Source organism: Candidatus Krumholzibacteriota bacterium (genome assembly GCA_016932415.1).
Lineage (GTDB): Bacteria > Krumholzibacteriota > Krumholzibacteriia > Krumholzibacteriales > Krumholzibacteriaceae > Krumholzibacterium.
Map to the genome: position 1 here is coordinate 1 of JAFGCX010000038.1, position 20,883 is coordinate 20,883.

Consider the following 20,883-nt stretch of genomic DNA (forward strand, 5'->3'; position numbering starts at 1 on the left):
ATTAAACGCCCGGGGGGCGCTCTATTCTAACGATTGACTCAACCGGTCTCTTTATCTAGAATATCACCTGATCGGTCTTTAGCGCGAAAAAGAATTATTCCACTAACCCTTCTCGATACCGGAGGTTTATCATGAGACATCTCCTGACCCTTTCCTTCCTTCTAACACTGATCGTCCCGGACCATTTACAGGCTGCTCCGGGAGACATCATCACTGAAAAAGCCCTGACGGGAATAAAAAACCCGACAGGGATCGCGTGGAACGGTAAAACTATCTGGGTAGCTGACAGGAAGACCGATTCTTTCAACGAGATCGACCCCGAGACCGGCATCCTGATCAGATCGATCGATTCTCCCGGATATTTTCCGTCAGGTCTCGCACTCCATGATGATCTGCTCTGGAGTGTCGATCCTTCTGCGGCAAAGATCTACGCGACCGATCCAGTGACCGGAAACACGGTAAAGACAATAGATTCACCCACGCCTTCCCCCACGGGACTGGCATGGAATGGATCAGAGCTCTGGATCTGCGATAACAGCTCGGATATCATCATGAAGATAGATCCAGAAGACGGCACGACTATAATATCATTTCCCGCTCCGGCGACAGACCCTCGCGGAATGACTTTCGGCAACGGATACCTCTGGTGCAGCGACAGGATCAGGGACAGGATCTTCATGATCGATATCATATCGGGAGAGGTCGTCATTATCCTCGATTCTCCCGGACCTTTTACCTGGGGCCTCGCCTGGAAAGACGGTCACCTTCTCAACACCGATTACCAGAATGATAAAGTCTATGAGTTGGTCACCAGCGACGGCGATGCCTTCAGTACCTTCGATCCCAGAAAAGCAAAAGTCGATTTCACTACCGAGGCGGTCGCGATGGGTCCCGGCATGATCGTATCACTCGATGTATATCTCGCCGACCCGTCGGACAGGCCGGGGCAGAAGATCCTTGAACCGGTAAAATACTCGATCGAACCTGATTTCCACACTGACAGATGGGGACAGAGAATAGCCGCTTTTCATTTTGACCGGATAGAGTCGGGAAATTCCGTCGAGGTATCGATGAACGCGACAGTAGAGGCGTCGGCGATCCGATATTTCATCTATCCCGAAAAAGTCTCTGGAAAGATCCCCGATGAGATCAGGAAGAAGTACCTCGCCGATGACATCAAATACGACATCAATAATCCTTACATACGCAAGATCATCGAAGAGACGGTCGGAGACGAACAAAACCTCTATTGGAAAGCGAGAAAGCTCTTTCAGTACCTTATAGCCAACATGGAGTACAAACTTGCCGGAGGATGGAACACCGCCCCTACCGTGCTCAAAAGGAAAAACGGTTCCTGCTCCGAATATTCCTTCTCCTTCATAGCCCTGTGCCGCGCTGCTGGCGTGCCGGCAAGATATGTTGGATCTCTCGTTGTGCGGGGCGACGACGCAAGCTATGACGATGTCTTCCACCGGTGGAACGAGATATACCTGCCCGGTTACGGATGGGTACCTGTCGATGCCAACGCCGGCGACAAGGAACTTCCTGCCGACCAGGCGGCGGCATTCGGAGGTATCGCCAACAGATTTCTTATCACCACAGAAGGCGGAGGCGGCTCGGAATATCTCGGTTGGAGCTATAACCATGAGAACAGATGGATATCGAAAGGTAAATGCACCGTAAAAGCCGAAGTGATCGCGGAGTGGTCTCCGATAGAATAGGTCGTCTGCTGTTTATTGCTGTCCCGTATTGCCTCCCGCTGAGCGGTTGGCAATACGGGATTACATTTTATCCCTTAATACATATTATCGGTTTCAGTCTTACCACGCGCCTGTTGACACCGGCACCTTCCATAATGGATACGACTCTGTCGACATCCTTGTAGGCGCCGGGTGCTTCTTCCGCGGCGGATCTTTTTCCGTGCGTCTTCAGCACCACACCGCGCGCTGAAAGCTCCTGGAAGATATCTTTCCTTCCATATTCCTTCAGCGCCTTTGTCCTCGATTTCAGGCGTCCCGCCCCATGAACGGCGCTTCCGAATGTCTCTTCCATCCCTTTTTTCGTCCCTATCAGAATATACGATGATGTTCCCATCGTTCCGCCGACGAGGACGGGATGCCCAGTCCGAGAATACCTTGCCGGCAGATCTGTCGAACCAGCCGTGAAAGCTCTTGTCGCCCCTTTTCTATGAACCAGCAATCTCTTCTCCACTCCGTCTATCATGTGCTTTTCGAATTTGAGATTATTATGACCGACCTCGTAGATATTCCTTATTCCTTCTTCTCCCAGCGAGAAAAGTCCGGAAAATACATTCCTGACCAGCCCGGATATCGCCTGCCTGTTGGCGAAACCGCAGTTTATTCCGGCTTTAACGGCCGAGATATATTCCCGCCCTTCCCGACTCTTTATCGGAGCTCCGGCGAGTTCATCCCCCGGAAGATCAAGATGGTACTTTTCAGTCGCTGATCTCAGGACCCGTTGGTAATCGGTTCCTATCTGGTGCCCCAGCGCCCTGCTGCCGGTATGTATGCTGACGACGATCGATCCTTCCCTCAGCCCGAACGCGGAGGATACCACCTCATCGAATACTTCCTCCACATACTGGACTTCAAGATAATGATTGCCGGATCCCAGCGTCCCGATCTGTCCCAATTGCCTTTCTTTCGCCCTCTCGCTGACTGCCCCCGGGTCCGCTTCCGCGACAGTCCCGTTCTCTTCTATATACTCGAGGTCCCTTTCCGATCCGTATCCCCTGTCGAGAGAAAACCGCGCGCCTTCGACGAGGGCTCTGTCTATATCTTTTTTCGAGAGTTTCATCGAGCCCGTCGATCCCATACCGGCAGGCACTCTCCTGAAAAGCTCATCGGCGATCTCGTGCTTTCTTCTCTCGATCTCATCCTTTTCCACATCGATCACCATGCTGCGGACCCCGCAGTTGATATCGAATCCTACTCCGGCGATTGTGACTATACCCTCTTCAGGATCGAAAGCTGCCACTCCACCGATCGGGAATCCATATCCAGGATGTATATCTGCCATTGCCAGGGAGGCTTTCTTTATTCCGGGCAGGCAGGCCACATTCCGTACCTGATCGAGAGCGTCCCACTGATTTGAGCCGCTCTCTGCCCTGAGATCGGCAATTGATTTTTTATCGGCATATATCCTTCCCGGGACGAGCATCTTTCCACGACGCGGTATCTCCCATAGAAATTCGCCGATCTGTAAAAGCGTCTCATTAGTGGCCATATCAAATACCTGCGTTTCCTGGCGCGATCCTGGCTTTAATCATGCTCATATGTCAAGGACGCACCTCGCGTTCCAGATCCCCTTTTCATCCTCTTGGCAGACGACACCGAGCCATGTCGCCCCTTTTATCTCCGAAAGAGATTTCTCACTGTTAAGTGTTCGATCGATACCCGATACGACCGCTTCGAGATCCCATTTTTCCCCCGGCTTTGCGATAGTGATAGATTCGACAGATGTAAAGAGAAGGCCGTTTATATCGGCAGTCGAGATCAGTTCGTTGAGAAACTCCACGAGAAGTTCCTCGAGGCACAAACCATGAGCGCTGATAGTCAGCCTGGAATCAGTCTCGTCGTCACCGACCTGCGACATTACGGAAAACATCGCCGCTGCCGCCTCACCTATCGCGATCTCCGGTGTCGGACCCCATCCCCTGACGCCGATATCGGCGGTATGTTCAAAAGTCTCGTTTCCCCTGCTGATCATTTCATCGTCCCTGTCCACCGCTGTCCGGAAAAACCGCCTGTCTAGCGGTTGAAGAGATATTGAACAACATCACCGTCGCGGATCACGTAGTCGTGGCCTTCCGTTCTGAGATGACCGTGAAGCCTCGCTTCGGCTTCGGAGCGATATTCGATAAGGTCTTCATAACTCAGCACCTTTGCCCTAATGAATCCTTCCTTCATATCTGAATGTATCCTGCCTGCCGCTTCAGGAGCAAGAGTCCCACGGGGAACGGACCAGGCCTGAAGCTTCCCGTTTGTCGCGGTATAATACCGGACAAGACCAAGCAGGCCGTGGCATTTTTCTATGAACCTCTCACGCGCTCCCGAACTGACGCCCATTTCCCTCGCGAACTCCTTTCTCTCGTCCTCGGGGAGTTCGGCTAACTCCTGCTCTATCCTCGCAGATATCGCCACGACTTCTCTGCCTTCGATCTGCTCCCTTATCGACGCGATATCCTTTTCTCCCGAAGGAGATTCTTCCCCTGAGTTCAATACTACGATCTGAGGTTTGCAAGTCAGCAGCTGAAGCTCATCGGCGACCTGCATGAAATGATCGGGAAGTTCCGAGGTGTCTATTCTTTTACCGTCCGCGAGCGATTGACGGATCGATTCAAGGAATTCAAGGTCTTTCCTCTCCGTCTTCTTCACCGCCTTCGCCTTCAAAGATTCTTTGGCGATCCATTTTTCAACTCTGTCGAGATCGGAGAGGAAAAGTTCGGTATCTACGATCTCCAGATCGCCCACGGGGTCTATTCCATCATGGATATGGCTTATATCAGGGTTTTTGAAATACCTTACCACGTGTGCGAGAATATTCGCTTCCCTGACGTGGTGAAGGAACCTGTTCCCAAGACCTTCTCCCCTGCTGGCCCCCTTTACCAGCCCGGCAATATCTATATATGTAATGTGGCTCGGAATTACTTCATCCGGTTGAAGAAGCCCGGCAAGCCTGCCGAGCCTTTCATCGGGAACGGCGACTACACCGCGATTACAATCTATCGTGCAGAACGGATAATTCGACGCTTCAGCTCCGGCACACGCCAGAGCATTGAGCAAAGTCGACTTACCGACGTTGGGAAGTCCTATGATCCCTACTGTCAGGCCCATGACCGGTCTCCATCATTTCTTCAGATAATTCAGCCGCCATCGACGCGCCTGCCGATCGATCCCGCGCGAAGATGACCTCCTCGCTCGTACAATGATAAAACAGCGATACCAGGTTGTAAATAAAAGTATATCCCCGCCCTTTCACTCAAAGGACGGGGATATTTAATCGTTGCGTTTTTCCCAGATCAGCCTATTTAAGAAGAAGGGGCGCGAAGACGAGCGCCACGACCGACATAAGCTTGATGAGAATATTCATGCTTGGTCCGGAGGTATCCTTGAAAGGATCTCCCACGGTGTCCCCCACTACTGACGCGGAATGAGCGTCTGTACCCTTTCCCCCAAGGTTCCCCTCTTCTATCCATTTTTTCGCGTTATCCCACGTTCCACCGGCGTTCGACATGAAGATCCCCATAAGCACGCCGGTGGTCGTCGCTCCGGCGAGAAAACCTCCAAGCGATTCGGCCCCGAGGAAGAACCCGATCGCCAGTGGAGAAGCGATCGCTATTATTCCCGGCAGCATCATCTCTCTGAGCGCCGCTTTGGTGACGATATCGATGCAGGTCCCCGTTTCCGGTTCCGCCGTACCTTCCATAAGACCGACGATCTCCTTGAATTGCCTCCTGATTTCGATCACCATCTTGTTGGCGGCCCTGCCCACGCCCTTCATCGTCATCGCCGCGACCATAAACGGCATCAACGCGCCGAGGAAAAGCCCTATGACCGTCCTTGTCGAAGCAAGGTTTATCGTATCAAGTCCGACAGTCTTCTGATAAGCGCTGAAAAGAGCCATCGCCGTAAGGGCGGCTGATCCGATAGCGAACCCCTTGCCTACCGCTGCGGTCGTATTACCTATCGAATCGAGCTTGTCCGTTATTTTTCTTATCTCCGGGCCGGCGCTGGACATCTCGGCTATTCCACCGGCGTTATCGGCGATCGGGCCGTATGAATCGGTAGACATGACGATGCCTATTATCGAAAGCATCCCTACAGCCGAAAGTGCTATCCCGTAAAGCCCTCCGCCGAATTCGTATGATATGAACATCGCGGCGGCCAGAGTGATTATCGGCATGATCGTGCTCTCGAATCCAACCGCGAGGCCCATTATTATCGTCGTAGCCGGTCCGGTCTCGCTCGCTCTTGCTACTGTCCTTACCGGTGATCCGGAAGTAAAGAACTCACTTTCAGCACCGATCAGTATCCCGGCGACAATGCCTGAAAGAATCGCCCAGAACGGGGCTATGGTACCAAGCATCAACCTGATTATAAAAAACGAAGCGATTATGAAAATTATTCCGCTCGTATACTCGCTATAACGCAGGGCTTCCTGCGGTCCCGCTTTTTTCAGGACGCCGATCGCCCATATTCCTATCACTGAGGCTATCAGGCCGGCTACGATCAGGAGGATCGGAAGAGCCATATACCTGTAATTGTCGATGCCGGTCATTGACGCTCCAAGGGCCATCGCGGCTACGACGCTTCCGACGTAACTTTCAAAAAGGTCCGCCCCCATGCCGGCCGTATCCCCGACATTGTCTCCTACGTTATCGGCTATCACTCCGGGATTCCTGGGATCATCCTCGGGGATTCCCGCCTCGATCTTTCCAACAAGATCTGCTCCCACATCGGCGCTCTTTGTGTATACTCCACCGCCGACACGGGCGAAAAGCGCGATGGAACTCGCGCCCATGGCGAAACCGTTTATTATCATCGGATTCTGCGTGAAGAGGAAATAGAATCCTATCCCGATGACTCCGAGAGCGGCAACAGATATTCCCATGACTGATCCGCCCCTGAAAGCTATCGTCAGGGCCTTTCCTATACCTCCGTCTTTAGCTCCCTGGCAGGCACGGACGCTGCTTCTAGTCGCGGCTTCCATCCCCAGAAGTCCCGCGCCCATGGAACAAACCGCGCCGAAAAGGAACGCTATCGCGGTCTGAAGGCTCAGAGCCAGAGTCAACACGATAAATATTACTACTATGAATCCCGCTATGATCGAATACTCTCTTTTGAGGAATACAAAGGCGCCGTGGTGTATTTTGTCAGCGATCTTTTTCATAAGATCCGTACCCTCAGGGTACCTTTTGACGTTCAGATACGTCATGACCGCTACGAGCATTCCCCCTACTCCCACCCAGGGCGCGATCTTCATCAAAAGTCTCAGTGTCTCACTTGACATGAAAACCTCCTTAAGGTCATTGAATAATACCCAGTTCTTTCCCGACTTTGCTGAACGCGGCAACCGCCCTGTCAAGATGATCGCGCGAATGGGCAGCCGAGATCTGGACTCTTATTCGCGCTTTACCCTTCGGGACGACAGGATAGAAGAACCCTATCACATAGATCCCTTCTTTGAGCACTCCATTTGCCAGTTCCTGAGAGAGTTTCGCGTCACCGAGCATGATGGGAACTATCGGATGGGTTCCTTCGACAATATCGAATCCCGCCGCCGAGATCCCGTCCCTGAAATATTTCGTGTTTTCGACGAGAGTCTTGAGCATCGGGCTTGGTTTCCAGAGCATATCAAACGCCTTCATCGCCGAGGCGACAAGAGCTGGCGGCAACGAATTGGAAAAAAGATACGGCCGCGATCTCTGCCGAAGGAGATCGACTATCTCCTGCCGGGCGGTCGTGAATCCTCCGGAAGCTCCCCCCATCGCCTTTCCAAGAGTCGATGTTATGATATCGACCCTTCCCAGAGCGCCACAGTGCTCGACGCTGCCCCTTCCGGTCGGCCCGAAAAATCCTGTCGCGTGGGAATCATCTACCATCACCAGAGCCCCGTATTCATCTGCCAGATCGCATATTCGATCGATCTGGGCGATAATACCGTCCATGGAAAAGACTCCGTCGGTCGCCACCATTATTCTCTTCGATCCATCGGCCTTCGCGGTTTCCAGCTGCGTCCTTAGATCGTCCATATCGTTGTTTCTGTAACGGTATCTCTTCGCCTTGCAGAGCCTCACACCGTCTATAATGGAGGCGTGGTTGAGCTCGTCGCTTATTATAGCGTCTTCCGCGCCAAGAACGACCTCGAAGAGTCCTCCGTTAGCATCGAAGCAGGAAGTGTAGAGTATGGCGTCTTCCATTCCGAAATACCCGGCGATCTTTTCTTCCAGCTGCTTGTGGATATCCTGCGTCCCGCAGATAAATCTCACCGAAGAGAGTCCGAATCCACGAGAATCCATCGCTTTTTTCGCCGTCTCTACCAGTTCGCGATTATTGGCCAGTCCGAGATAGTTATTCGCGCAGAAATTGATGACCGCTCCGCCGGTAGAAACGGTTATGTCGGCTTTCTGGTCGGAAGTGATTATCCTCTCTTCCTTGTAAAGTCCCGCGCCTCGTATCTCGTCGAGAGTGGCGCGAAGTTCTTCCTTTATCGTGTACATCGTTTCTCCCTCTGTCTCAATTACCAGGTCAGAACTATATCTGAAGCTCTCCTCTTTTGTTCTTTTCCCCGAGCACTTTCAGCATATCGACAGTCATCGAGACCAGGTCATACCTTGGATCCCAGCCCCATTCCTTCCTTGCCGCCGAATCGTCCATATAATTGGGCCAGGAATCGGCGATCCCCTGTCTCACTGGATCGACCCGGAAGGAGATCTCGAATTCAGGTATGTGCCTGGCGATCTCCGCGGCCAGCTCTACCGGAGTAAAATGCATCGCGGTGAGGTTGAACGCGTTCCTGTGTCTCAGTCTGGAACCTTCAGCTTCCATAAGATCTATCGCGGCCTGGATCGCGTCGGGCATGTACATCATATCCAGTGAAGTATCAGGATCGAGATAGCATCTGTAATTTTTTTCCAGTATCGCCCTGTAAAAGATCTCTACCGCGTAATCGGTAGTCCCCCCTCCCGGAAGAGTACCATGCGAGATGATCCCTGGATACCTCACGCCTCTCGTGTCGACACCGTAGCGCAGATGATAGTAATCACACAGAAGTTCACCGGCGACCTTGGTGACGCCATACATCGAATGCGGCCTCATAATAGTGTCCTGTGGCGTGTTATCGAGAGGTGTGTCCGGTCCGAAAGCGCCGATGGAACTTGGAACGAAAAGGCTGCAGCCATTCATCCTGGACGCTTCAAGCGCGTTGTAAAGCCCGTCCATATTTATCTTCCACGCTCTCTGGGGATCAGCCTCAGCCACGGCGGAGAGTAGAGCGGCCAGGTGATAAATCACGTTAATTTTCTCTTCCCTGACTACAGTATTAAATCGGTCCCCGGAAAGGACATCAAGTTTAACGAATCGCCCCGATCCTTCCAGCGCGCCTTTATCGTCATTCCTGATATCGCTCGTTATCACATTTTCCGTTCCGTATCTTTTACTGAGCGCGAAAGCCAGTTCCGATCCTATCTGCCCGAGCGCTCCGGTGATAAGGACCTTTTTATCTGAAGTCGTTCCCATCTACACCTGCTTTCTTTACAGGACTTAATACCGTCAGTATCCTATTTTACGACTTTGAGGGCTTCGGCAGTCGCTTCGAGAAGCGCTTGCGGCCCTACCGGAGTCCCGGTGGCATTGATCATCCAGAGATCAGGAGCCACATTTCCCACCAGGGCCATTCTTTCAAACTCGCTGCCTATATTCCCCGCTTTTTTCATCTGCTTCTTTACCTGAAAAGCTATCATGTGCCCGATGGCGTAGTCTGGAATATAGAGGAATGAATGGACGATATGCGAGTAGACCCCAAGTATAAAGATATCTTCAACGCCAAAGACCGGGGCGAAATACTCGTTCCATACCTCTTTCGATATCCTGACTGAAGCCTCTTTCAGTTCGGAAGGAGTCGCTTCGGGGTGGGCGTACATCCACCGCCATATCCGCATATCGACGAGAGAGACTCCACCGATCTCGTAAGTGTTCCAGAAATCGCTTATTACGTTTATGGCATCCGACTGGGAATCATGTCCCGGATCGAGTCCGAGCAACATCAGGTCGTTCTCCTGGAACACATAGGCGAACGCCTCGGTAAAAGCTGTATTGGGGACCCCGGTTAAAAGCGTATGGTCGATATAATTCATGTCGATAGTCTGCTCGACATTATGTCCAAGTTCATGAACGGCGATATTGAAGCCCTTGTAATCCATCCCCTTTGCACCCACGCGGGTCCTCAGCCTGGCAGGCTGATAACGCATCTCTCCGCCTGAAGCATGGCCTGATCCCCTTGCCGCCTCTACCAGTATGTTTTCCGCTATCGCGTCTGCTTTTTCATCGGCAAAGCCGAACAGCCTCAGGAATCGAGGTATGTCCTTTTCGAAATCGGCCGGTGTGGGATATTTATTTCTCACTACATCGTCAAGTTCTGACTCGGAGTATCTGCCGGTCGACTTGAATCCATTGTACCAGATATCGTAAGGGAGAAGATCACGCCCGAGGCGCTTCTTTATCAATTCTCCCACCTTCTCGACCAATGGGGACGAAAGAACATCGACAAGCATCTTTTCGACATCCTTCTCCCTGATCTCCCTGTCCTCTTCGAATCTTCTGGCGATAAGCGAAGGGGCGGCAGGAGAATATTCGTCGACCATCCTTGACGCGCGAAAACAACCAAGAAGGATCTCGTACCTCGTATCAGGTTCCCTGTTACCGGGGACTTTTTCCATTTCCGGCATATCACGGCCCGAATCGTTGACCGCCGCGGGCCAGACCTCGTTCGTGTAAGGGTTCCAGTCGACGAAGGGATTATTGATCACGACCTGCGGTATCGTCTGATCTACTATCCTCTCCATTACCTTGAATATCATCTTCTGTTTTTCCGGTCCATCTTTACTGTTTCCATAATTCGCCTTGAGTTCATCGCGAAGGTTCCAGTGGGAAAGCAGGCGAAGTCCCTGAGGAAAGAGCCTTTTCCCGTCGTTGTCCAACAGGTGATGCATCCAGATATTATAGTCCGCGATGTACTGGTCTGAAGCCGATCCCGCCCTGGCCAGCTCGAGGTTCACCCCGGCCGGTACCCGTCTCGAGAAACGCTGCGCAAGGCGTGCCTGCGCCCACTGCTTCCGCGTCCATTTCTTCCCGTCTGTCAAACGTTCCTCAAGCGATCTGATCGGAAAATTGAGAAGAGCCACGAAAGCCAGTTTGTTACTGAACAGGTCGTCAGTGATATGGGCTCCGACATCATATCCCGCGAAGACCCTGTCCATAGGAAGGATCGGCCCTGCATCGAGATCAGTCTGGAGCCTCATCGTTATCGACATGTCATGGACAGATCCGTTGATCTTCTCCAGAATCATCTCAAAGCGATCGAACATCGAGTCAAGGGTCTCCTCGTCTCCGGCGAAATTCTCTCGCACAAACTCCTCAAAATCAGCTGGGGTCCCATCCTCTTCACGCCAGTAATCGCTTACCTGTCTGATTCCTGCCGCCAACCGGACTCTCTGTTCGTCACCATACCTGGCGACAAGCTCCTTTTCGAGCTTTTCAGCCGATTCCATCAACCATGCCCCCTTCCCGGCATCTACTCCAGTCGAGACTGCCGCTGACAATATGAGGATCAGCGCGATACCAGCGAACGCATAATAAGCTGTCTTTTTCACAATAACCTCCTGAGATCAGAACCAAGGGACGATATCGGAAAACGGATAGTAACACCTTAAGCTATGAATCTCAAGCATAGAAATCCAAATAAATGCGTGTTCTTTCCGGCATGACTGGACCATTTATAAGGGGGGCGCGGAACGATAAAAAATGGCGCCCCCAACGGGATTTGAACCCGTGTCGTCGCCGTGAAAGGGCGATGTCCTAGACCTGGCTAGACGATGGGGACGCAGATATTTTTAACTGCTGGAATCTATCAATGCGAGTGGGCAAAGTCAACTGTAAAATCGGAAAAGAGTTAGTTTTTCATGGTTTGAAGCTGTTCCGCGGCCTTTACCTGGACCGGCTAATCATTTTCATCTTCATCGAAAAAAGAAAGCTGGCTTTCCTTCCTCTCTTTTTTTGTTCTGTTATGTGCCGGTCTCTGTTTGAAGAACTCTCCCGCCCTGGCGTGTTTTTCGTAGAACTCGAGAGATTCTTCTTTCATCGCCGTATGGTTTTTCATCAGAAAATCAAAAAGACCGGCATCTATCAGACCGTTGACCGAACTCATCGGAAGCCTCTGTGACATCCTGACCAGGAAATCACCAAATGTCGGGTACTCCCCCTTTTCTTCACGATCGGCAAGTATCGATTCAAGCTCGGAAGGATCGAGAGTATTGGAATAATTAAGGGGTGCCCTTATCCCGCTTCCCGATCTTGTGAACTCCATCGAGCTTGAATTGATATCAGGCGAAAAAACTATTTTCTGGATGCTTTCGAGGTAATCAAAATACTTTTTCTGTTTTTCATGCACTCCGGAAGTGCTGTTGAGCAGGGCCGTGAAATATTCGTCCAGATGATTTGCCTTGAGGAAAGCGGTCCTGTATGTGATGTAAGCCTGCGAGCAGCTGAACGCTCTGTTGTAGGTGAATCTGATGTTGCGAAGAAGATGATCGAATACCCTCTGCGCGTCGTTTTCCTCGATCCCGCTCTCAATGGCTCCTCTTATAAACCTGAGCCTGGCACTTAACAGGACTCCGGCTTCGCGCTTTCTCAGGGCGTTTTCCACGAAAACGGCTTCATTCCCGGTCAGTCCCGCCGACATCCTCATTATCTCTCTTACCTGCTCCCTGTAGAGAAGGACTCCCCTGGTGTCTTTTAATATCTCACTGAACATCCGATGGGGCAACAGGATCTGCTCCCCGTTATCGGAATTCTCGAGATATTTCTGCCAGAGCCTGCCCTCGAGGGGACCGGGCCTGTATAAAGAGATGACATTTACCAGTTCGTTGAAGTCGGCAGGCCTTATCTTTTTCAACAGATCCCTTATCCCCGGACTTTCAAGAAGATAGACTCCTGTCGTATCCCCCTCCGATATCAACTCAAAAGTCCTTTCATCATCAAGCGATCCTTCCCTCCATAGCTTTTCGATTTCCCTTTTCCCTTCTTCAATCGCCGACCGGGCGTTTTTCCCGTTCATTGCCCGTACGCACATCTCTATCGCGGTGAGAAAATGCAGCTTCTGTACTATCATTACCCAGCCGCCTACCTGTTCTATCTCGCCACTGTCGAGCAGGGCGAATCTGTCTCCCGAAGGCCCTGTCATGAATGAGACCAATCTGTCGGCTTCTCTCGGGAATACGACTATTTTCGAGCTGTTCAGATTGAAATTATGCACTCTGCCCTGAAGGGCGAATGAAGCGTGGATGATCTTTCTTATAACGCTGTTCCCATTATACAGCGTCTTGATCCTGTCGGAATTATCCAATAGCCAGTGTAGTGAATCGTTCCGTTTTTCAATCGAGAGAAGGTTTATCAGTTCGTCTTTCAGATCAGCGTCAAGCCCCTCGAGCGTGGAAAGCCTGCCGGCAATCGACATCAACGAAGTCTCCTCCCTTACTACCTGGTATGTTATCGCGTGCCCGGGCAGAAAACTTCTTAATATAAGAAGGAATCTCTCCCTTGTTCCATAAGGTTTGTAGAGTTCTACCTGCGGGGGTATTCCTGGTCTTGCCGAATTGAATGATTCGAATACCAGACCGTGTTCTGATGGATCGAGAGGCACGATACCAAGAATATTGGCGACGCAACTTTCCAGCACCTCGCTCCCCATCAGTTCGAGGCTTATGCCGCTTTTCCTGCAACTGTCCATAAGGCTGCTCAAAAAAAGGAGAAAGCCTGCCATACCTTCCCTTGACGCGCAATCGAGTTCCTGCCTGAGCGCGATTCTGCATCCCGCCTTCTTTTTTTCATTTTCATTATGGAATTTCAGAAGGAATCTTCTTTCACATTTTTCCGCGATCGACTGATCGGCATCAAGACCCCCGGAAAAATCTATCCTTGCCGAAGAATCAAGATCAACATCGCACCTTTCAGCGATCTTCCCAGATTCATCGATGGCCTTCTCGACAACGTAAAAATATGGTTCTAGATCCTGCCTTTTCTTAAGGTAGTATTCCGATATCCCTTCATCGGAGTCTTTCGGATCATCCTCTCCATTCATTTTTCCCAGAAGGGAATAATATTGCTGTTGATCCCTGTCCAGATACCTGTCGTTGTTCGTCACCACCATTGGCAGATTCATTCTTTTGGACAGAAGCATCATCTTGTCGAGGACGAACAGTTCCTTTTCCATGTTGTGATTCATGATCTCGAGGTAGATATTATTTCCCCCGTAGATCTTGACCAGTTTTTCGACTGCAGCTTTCTCCCTTCCCAGATTTCCATGAAGGACAGACTGGTTGGCTTCGCCAAGCATGCACCCGGTCAGGGCAATAAGCCCTTCCCTGTGGAGGACAAGTTCCTCCTGTGTCACGTACCTGCCATCCTTTTTCTCATAATGCTTGCTTACCAGGGATGTCAGGTTGGAATATCCCACATTATCACGGGCAAGGAGAGTAAGATGGAAGAGCCCGTCCGACCCGGTAAGTGATGTATGCTGGATCTCCGCCCCCAGAACCGGTTTTATGCCTGAAGCGAGGGCGAGATGATAGAATTCATGGTGCCCGTACGTCGTCCATCTGTCTGTCAGCGCGACTGCCGGCATCTTGAAAAAAGCGGCGCGGGACACTATCTCTTCACACGTCATCATCCCACGGTAGGGTGTATTTACGCTGTGAAGATGAAGAGGTACATATACCAAATTGATTCTCCCTCGCCGGACCGCGGATCGTGGTTCCCTTTTTTTGATTGTGGGACAGTTTCACCCCCCATTCAATAAAAAAATCTGTGACCAGTAAATTGTTGAAATATCGATTCCGTTATGAGAATATCACCCTACAGGATCAGCGGCATCGGAATTTTAACAGGGGCAGAATAATAATGGTAGAATTCGACAGGAGTACCGCCGAAAAGCTTGAAAAGGAGAACTTTCGCCTTAAAGCTGCAGTCGAGGAACTTTCGATACTTAATGAGATCTCCACGGCTATTAATTCTACCATGTCTCTCGACCAGATAATACGCCTTGTCGTGCAGAAATGCGTCAAGCATCTCGTCTCGGAACAGGGCACCGTTACGCTTCTGAGCAAAAACACCGAGGAAAACGCTTTTCACACGATAGAAAGACAGGCTGACCGGACTCACGATTTTTTGCCGTTTCATCTCGACACGCAGATCACCGGCTGGATGATCGTAAATCAGAAACCGATCCTTTCCAACGATCTTGATAACGATGACCGTTTCAAGATTCTTGACAATGAAAAGAATCCCATAAAGACGCTCCTGAGCGTACCTCTCCTTTCGAAAGGAAGGATAATAGGATCTCTTAACGTCTTCAACAAGAGACATGATCTTGGTTTCACCGAGGAAGATAAACGCCTGCTCAGTATCATCGCGTCGCAGTCGGCCCAGGTGATCGAAAACGCCAGGCTCTACGAGGAAGAGAAGATGCTCGAAAGCATCCGGGAGGAGATGAAGACTGCGTTCAAGATCCAGACGGGGCTCCTTCCCAAGGAACCTCCCTCGGTACCGGGGTATGATCTCTCAGGCAGGAGCATTCCCGCGAAAGAAGTCGGCGGCGACTATTTTGATTTCATCAGCCTGTGCGATGGAAGGATAGTCGCCTGCCTTGGCGACGTCTCTGGAAAAGGCATGCCGGCCGCGCTGTTGATGTCGAATCTTCAGGCCACCTTCCGAGGCCAGGATCTTGCCAACCAGAGCCCATGCGAAATAATGTCCCGCTCTAACGACCTGTTGTTCCGGAGTACCGATCCGGAAAAGTTTGCCACATTCTTTTTCGGTATCCTTGACCCGGCGAACCACAAGTTACATTACTGCAACGCCGGGCATAACCATCCATTCCTCGTCAACAGGGACAACCGGACGAGAAGGCTTGAGTTGAGCGGGCTTCTTCTCGGGGCACTTGAAGGTTCGAAATATTCCAACGCTACGGTTGATATCGATCCTGGAGACATTCTCCTCGTCTTTTCTGACGGGATCTCTGAGGCGAGGAATCCATCCGAGAATGAGTTCGGAGAAGAGATTCTCCCTGACCTGATCCTGAAGCATCATGAAAGATCAGCCACCGAAATAATCGACCGGATCATGAAGGCCGTATACGAATTCGCGGACGGATCCTCACAGATGGATGATATGACGATCGTAGCGATCAAAAGGACCGGATAAGATATTTTAAACCTCTTCACTCAGTCAGGGCAGAAGAAGTGAATTGAAGAGGAGCTTGAACGTCCCCGGTGTCGAAGCCCTGAACTGGGGGTTGAATGAGAACAGCACCAGCTCTCCCTTTCCTTTTTTTAGCCATACCATCGCCGACCTGTTCCCCGCTTCAGATATGTTTTCAGCGTAACCGCTGAGCAGTATATCCTTTTCCGGAAATTTCGCTATGACCCGGCGGTCCATGTCGAATCTGGGAATTGAAGTCGCGAATACCGGTTTTCCCCTGAAAAAGACACCCGCTTCATCTCCCATGCCCAGGGTCAGTGGATGGTCTTTCTTCAACAGCACCCTCACAAGAGAACCGGGACAGTACAATCCCGATTTTTCCATCTCCTGCGAAAGGTCTCTGAACGGCAGGGTGAATTCTTCCTTATCCTCTTTCTCTCCGATTGAAAGGGACCCGTCAAATAACGCCGTAGACCTTCCCCAGGCGATTGCCTTTCCCCCTTCATCGATGAATCCAAGGATCTTTTCGAAACCTTTTTCGCCGAGCCCCTTGAGGTATTCCGGCGGATAGGAACCGGAAAAATACCCTCCTCGCGATTCATATTTACCTTTCATCAGGATCGATTTCTCGTTATCTGGAAATATTATCAGATCGTATTTTCCAAGATCGATCCCTTCGACCCGGTCCGTCTTTACCGGATCGAAAGGAATGCCGTACGAATCGAAAAGATATCTCGTCCATCCGGCATCCATATCGTGGAAATTCGTTTCAACAAGAGCTATCCTTGGCATATCAAGCGATAAATCATCCCTGCAGAGCCTGCCGGCCAGGTCATCGTCGATATAGAGAGGTTCGACCAAGAGACCCTTTCGTATTCTGCGGTATTTATCGAAATTCTTTCCATCGATCGGGATCACGAAACTTCCTTTCGATACCGCTGTCCCGTTCAGTTCAACAGTTTCATCGAGCCGGAAGACTTTCAACCCCGATGAAAGCGCTCTGAAAACGATCTTGTAACTCTCGTTATTTTCCGCGAAGAAGACTGCCGCCGCATTATTCCTTTCCGGTCCTCCCGTGAGGAATGAAAAACCCCAATCCACAAGTTCAAGGGAAGATTCGAGTCCATCCGATCTCGCATCGATCTCCTCGCAGACCAGTCCCGAGTGAAGAGGGATCGACCAGCTGGTTATATCGTAAGGCTTGATGATCTCTCCTCCCGGCGTGTAATGGCGTACCGGGTATTCCTGGCTTTCCATCACTTCCTTTATAAAAGCCCTAACAGGCTGAGCGAGAGGTATGACAATATCCCCTTTCGCGACCGAACATCCCTGTCCAAGGGGAAGATCCGCTCCCGCCCTGTAGACTTTTATTCCATGTTCCTTTAGCAGATAGACTACGCGCGCCAGTTCTCCAAGGTCATGCTGCCTCTCCCTCGACGCCGGAAGGATATAGTAATACGGAGGGGTAGTGGATCCTTTCTCCACCTCCCTGCGGCACAATTCGTTCCGGAACCTAAGGATCGCCTCTCTGTGCAGTGATGATGTCCTCAGCATCGAATATGTCGAGCTTTTTTCGTATTCTACAATGTCTGAAAGCCTCCACCAGCCCCCTTCCCACAAGAGAGGCATGTTGATACTTTTCTTATATTCAGATAGTCCTTTTCCATGGACCGAGAGTTCGTTCGGTTCGATATATATCGGTGTGGCGTGCAGAACACTCGCAGCTTCAGTGAGAAGGCTTATTACATTTTTCCATATCGATGTCTCGGTCGAACCTGGCCAGTAGTCATCAAAAAGGTAATGCTGCGCTACTCCGGAGAGTCCCTCCTGCGTCATATCCTTTATCATGTTCGATCCGAATATTCCCATCCAGTTCCATAGTCCGGCATCTACGTTTTCGGCGATAGGATCGTGGTTTGGCGGGACGAAATATCTGACTCCGGAAGACCCCATCTGGTGTTTTTCTATCATCACATGGGGATACCAGTCGTTGCTCAGCACGTTCGAGATCGCTTTCGTGTCTGACTGGGTCAGCGTCACGAAATCGCGATTGTTGTCGTGCCCGACGTATTTGTGATAGACGCCTGGCATCCTGCTGCCCTCGTACTTGGTGCCCCTGTATTTCTGGTAATGTTCCACTATCATATCCATGCCATCGGGGTTATGACACGGATTCATCATAAAGACGACATCGTCCAGCCATTTTAGCCTCTCGGGATCTTCCGTCGTCAAAAGTTCGTATGCGATTTTCGGGGCTGCCTGCGATGGCCCTACTTCGTTCGAATGCATAGAGAGGGTGGCCATGAAAAAGACCTTCCCATCTTTCACGATCGATTCGAGTTCCTTCTCATCTAACGCGGGATCGTTTGCCAGCTTTCGGTTTATTTCCCTCAGTTGCCGGAGATTCTCGATGTTTGACGGCGACGATATGAAAGCGATATAGATAAACTTGCCCATAGGCGATTTTCCTATCTCGACAAGTTTAAGGGAAGGAGATTCCCCGTCCAGCACCTTCAGGTAATCTATCAGCTGTTCATAATTGAAAAGCATGCCGTCAGCGCCGGGCTCGAAACCGAAATATTTTTCCGGAGTGATCATCTCCGCTCCCGCATTTCTCGCCGGGCAATGCAATAAGGTAAAAACCGTTACGGTTATGAAAAGACTTCTTACAAGATATTTAAGGCCTCTCCTGTCCATCTCTTCTCCTGTCGTCCTTGTTATTCCTGGTTATAGACGCCATATTCAGGCATCACGCCCGTGGCACTTACGCCGTTGATACTAACACAGCGGTACATTTTGGAAAAGGAATCTTCTCTTTTCATCGCCGGACAAGTTTCTTTTTGACCTCGGACTAAATTGTTAATAGAATGGTTCCGGCTTTGAGACCAGGCAACGAATTACAAGTGATAACCCGGAAGGAAATATCAGGCATGGGAAAAATGATGTGGGAACCATCGAGAGAAAGAATAGAAAAAACGAATCTTTTTTCGTTCATGAAAAAGATAAATGAACAATACGGTCATGATTTCTCCTCTTACGATGAGCTCTGGGAATGGTCTATCGATAATATTACGTCTCTCTGGAAATCGCTGTGGGATCATTTCGATATAATCCACTCGAGGAAATACGATCGGATCCTCGTGGACGGCGAGAAGATGCCGGGAGCAAAATGGTTCGCCGGCGCTGAGCTTAATTTTGCGGAAAACCTTCTTCGGTACAGGGATGACAGGCTTGCCATCATATCTTCAGGCGAGAACGGAAGGAAAGAAAAGATCACCTACTCTGAACTCTATGAAAGGGTAGCCAGGCTTGCTTTTTCGCTCAGAAAAGCGGGGGTCGCGCCTGACGACAGGATCGCCGGGTTCATGCCTAACATCCCTGAGACGATCATCGCGATGCTGGCAGCCACGAGCCTTGGCGCTACATGGTCATCCTGCTCTCCCGATTTCGGGATAAAGGGAGTGCTTGACAGATTCGGCCAGATCGAACCGAAGATACTGTTTACCGCTGACGGCTATTCGTATAATGGTAAATCGTTTGATTCTCTCGGACAGATAAAGGGGATAGTCGGACAGATCTCGTCAATCAGGAAAGTGATAGTTATTCCCTACGCCTCTGCAGAACCGGATATCGGCGATATCGCGGGCAGCATTCTCTATGAGGATTTCATCTCGAAAGAAGATGGCCTTGAGATCGAATTCGAGCAGCTGCCTTTCGAACACCCCCTTTACATAATGTATTCATCTGGTACGACGGGGCTACCCAAGTGCATGGTCCAGAGCGCCGGAGGGATCCTTATCCACCATATGAAGGAACTCGCTCTCCATACCGATGTAAAACGCGAGGACAGGATATTCTACTATACGACCTGTGGCTGGATGATGTGGAACTGGCTTACCAGTTCTCTCGCCCTCGGCGCGACCGTCATCCTTTTCGACGGTTCTCCCTTCTATCCCGGTCCAGACGCGCTTTTCAGTCTTATCGATGACGAGAAGATCACTATTTTCGGTACGAGCGCCAAGTACCTCTCCGCTGTAAATAAATCAACGTACAAGCCGCGCAATAAACACAGTCTCGATTCACTCAAAGCGATATTATCAACGGGATCTCCGCTTCATGTGAGCGAATTCGATTTTGTCTATGAAGATATCCACCCGGACCAGTGCCTTTCATCTATCGCCGGGGGAACTGATCTGAACGGATGTTTTGCAGCTGGAAATCCGATAGGCGCCGTCTACCGCGGAGAGATACAGTGCAGGACTCTCGGAATGAACGTCAGGGCTTTTAACTCTGAAGGCATTTCTGTGGAAAGGCAGCAGGGTGAGCTCGTCTGCCTCTCCCCCTTTCCCTCGATGCCGGTCTACTTCTGGAACGATCCTTCCGGCGAGAAATATCACAACGCTTATTTCGACGTTTATCCGAACATCTGGAGACATGGCGACTTTATTGAGATAACAGAACACAACGGTGTGATCATGTACGGAAGATCGGACGCTACCCTCAATCCGGGCGGAGTGCGGATCGGCACGGCCGAGATCTACCGCCAGGTGGATACGATAGAGGAGATAAAAGACAGCCTTGTGATAGGACAGGAATGGGAAGATGATGTGCGCGTCATCCTTTTCGTGATCCTTAATGAAGGATTTGAGCTTACCGCGGAACTTCAATCAAGGATAAAGCAGACGATAAGGAAGAACGCCACACCAAGACATGTGCCCGCTAAAATAATCAGGATCGACGATATACCGTACACTATAAACATGAAAAAAGTCGAGATAGCAGTGAAGAATATCATTCATGGCAAAAAAGTGTTCAACCAGGACGCGCTTAGAAACCCGGAATCGCTAGACCTTTACAGGGATATACCGGAGCTCCGGGAAAAGTAGGC

General features: G+C 50.6%; 12 protein-coding genes and 1 tRNA gene. 3 read left to right on the forward strand and 10 right to left on the reverse strand.

The window, feature by feature from the left end; translation table 11 throughout:
- Window positions 1-131: 131 nt before the first annotated feature.
- Window positions 132-1,721, forward strand: coding sequence for a transglutaminase (locus JW814_12555; protein MBN2072277.1), 1,590 nt, complete (start codon window positions 132-134; stop codon window positions 1,719-1,721).
- A gap of 67 nt (window positions 1,722-1,788) precedes the next feature.
- Here JW814_12555 and JW814_12560 read toward each other — a convergent pair whose 3' ends face one another.
- The 9 genes from JW814_12560 to JW814_12600 form a co-directional block, all read right to left on the reverse strand.
- Window positions 1,789-3,246 (reverse strand): RtcB family protein, encoded by a 1,458-nt coding sequence (locus JW814_12560; GenBank protein ID MBN2072278.1) that lies wholly within the window; start codon window positions 3,244-3,246, stop codon window positions 1,789-1,791.
- 45 nt (window positions 3,247-3,291) lie between these two features.
- On the reverse strand, window positions 3,292-3,729 hold the full coding sequence (locus JW814_12565) for an archease (GenBank protein MBN2072279.1): 438 nt from the start codon (window positions 3,727-3,729) through the stop codon (window positions 3,292-3,294).
- A 41-nt stretch (window positions 3,730-3,770) separates the two neighbouring features.
- Window positions 3,771-4,856 (reverse strand): redox-regulated ATPase YchF, encoded by a 1,086-nt coding sequence (gene ychF, locus JW814_12570; GenBank protein MBN2072280.1) that lies wholly within the window; start codon window positions 4,854-4,856, stop codon window positions 3,771-3,773.
- Window positions 4,857-5,046: 190 nt separating this feature from the next.
- Window positions 5,047-7,017 carry a sodium-translocating pyrophosphatase gene (locus JW814_12575; GenBank protein MBN2072281.1) on the reverse strand — a complete coding sequence of 657 codons (1,971 nt, stop codon included), beginning with the start codon at window positions 7,015-7,017 and terminating at the stop codon, window positions 5,047-5,049.
- A gap of 31 nt (window positions 7,018-7,048) precedes the next feature.
- The gene (kbl, locus tag JW814_12580) at window positions 7,049-8,242 is read right to left on the reverse strand and encodes a glycine C-acetyltransferase (protein ID MBN2072282.1); all 1,194 of its coding nucleotides are present in this window, start codon (window positions 8,240-8,242) and stop codon (window positions 7,049-7,051) included.
- A 34-nt stretch (window positions 8,243-8,276) separates the two neighbouring features.
- Complete coding sequence (locus JW814_12585) at window positions 8,277-9,260, reverse strand: NAD-dependent epimerase/dehydratase family protein (protein MBN2072283.1); 984 nt, start codon at window positions 9,258-9,260, stop codon at window positions 8,277-8,279.
- A 41-nt stretch (window positions 9,261-9,301) separates the two neighbouring features.
- Window positions 9,302-11,290 (reverse strand): hypothetical protein, encoded by a 1,989-nt coding sequence (locus JW814_12590; GenBank protein ID MBN2072284.1) that lies wholly within the window; start codon window positions 11,288-11,290, stop codon window positions 9,302-9,304.
- A gap of 254 nt (window positions 11,291-11,544) precedes the next feature.
- A tRNA-Glu gene (locus JW814_12595) sits at window positions 11,545-11,622 on the reverse strand.
- 117 nt (window positions 11,623-11,739) lie between these two features.
- On the reverse strand, window positions 11,740-14,517 hold the full coding sequence (locus tag JW814_12600; GenBank protein MBN2072285.1) for a DNA polymerase III subunit alpha: 2,778 nt from the start codon (window positions 14,515-14,517) through the stop codon (window positions 11,740-11,742).
- Between the two features lie 179 nt (window positions 14,518-14,696).
- Here JW814_12600 and JW814_12605 point away from each other — a divergent pair, with 179 nt between their 5' ends.
- A complete protein-coding gene (locus JW814_12605; protein ID MBN2072286.1) occupies window positions 14,697-15,998 on the forward strand; it encodes a SpoIIE family protein phosphatase in 1,302 nt (433 codons plus the stop codon).
- A gap of 24 nt (window positions 15,999-16,022) precedes the next feature.
- On the opposite strand, the gene JW814_12610 is transcribed toward JW814_12605, so the two are convergent.
- Window positions 16,023-18,692, reverse strand: coding sequence for a hypothetical protein (locus JW814_12610; protein ID MBN2072287.1), 2,670 nt, complete (start codon window positions 18,690-18,692; stop codon window positions 16,023-16,025).
- A gap of 233 nt (window positions 18,693-18,925) precedes the next feature.
- Between JW814_12610 and JW814_12615 the strand changes: the two genes are divergently transcribed.
- Window positions 18,926-20,881, forward strand: coding sequence for an acetoacetate--CoA ligase (locus JW814_12615; GenBank protein MBN2072288.1), 1,956 nt, complete (start codon window positions 18,926-18,928; stop codon window positions 20,879-20,881).
- Window positions 20,882-20,883 lie beyond the last annotated feature (2 nt).

Excerpts from the sequence above, each read along its gene's own strand:
- JW814_12555 (MBN2072277.1), top strand. The coding sequence starts at position 132 with ATGAGACATCTCCTGACCCTTTCCTTCCTTCTAACACTGATCGTCCCG.
- JW814_12560 (MBN2072278.1), bottom strand. The coding sequence starts at position 3,246 with ATGGCCACTAATGAGACGCTTTTACAGATCGGCGAATTTCTATGGGAG.
- JW814_12565 (MBN2072279.1), bottom strand. The coding sequence starts at position 3,729 with ATGATCAGCAGGGGAAACGAGACTTTTGAACATACCGCCGATATCGGC.
- ychF (MBN2072280.1), bottom strand. The coding sequence starts at position 4,856 with ATGGGCCTGACAGTAGGGATCATAGGACTTCCCAACGTCGGTAAGTCG.
- kbl (MBN2072282.1), bottom strand. The coding sequence starts at position 8,242 with ATGTACACGATAAAGGAAGAACTTCGCGCCACTCTCGACGAGATACGA.
- JW814_12585 (MBN2072283.1), bottom strand. The coding sequence starts at position 9,260 with ATGGGAACGACTTCAGATAAAAAGGTCCTTATCACCGGAGCGCTCGGG.
- JW814_12590 (MBN2072284.1), bottom strand. The coding sequence starts at position 11,290 with ATGGAATCGGCTGAAAAGCTCGAAAAGGAGCTTGTCGCCAGGTATGGT.
- JW814_12605 (MBN2072286.1), top strand. The coding sequence starts at position 14,697 with ATGGTAGAATTCGACAGGAGTACCGCCGAAAAGCTTGAAAAGGAGAAC.
- JW814_12610 (MBN2072287.1), bottom strand. The coding sequence starts at position 18,692 with ATGGACAGGAGAGGCCTTAAATATCTTGTAAGAAGTCTTTTCATAACC.
- JW814_12615 (MBN2072288.1), top strand. The coding sequence starts at position 18,926 with ATGGGAAAAATGATGTGGGAACCATCGAGAGAAAGAATAGAAAAAACG.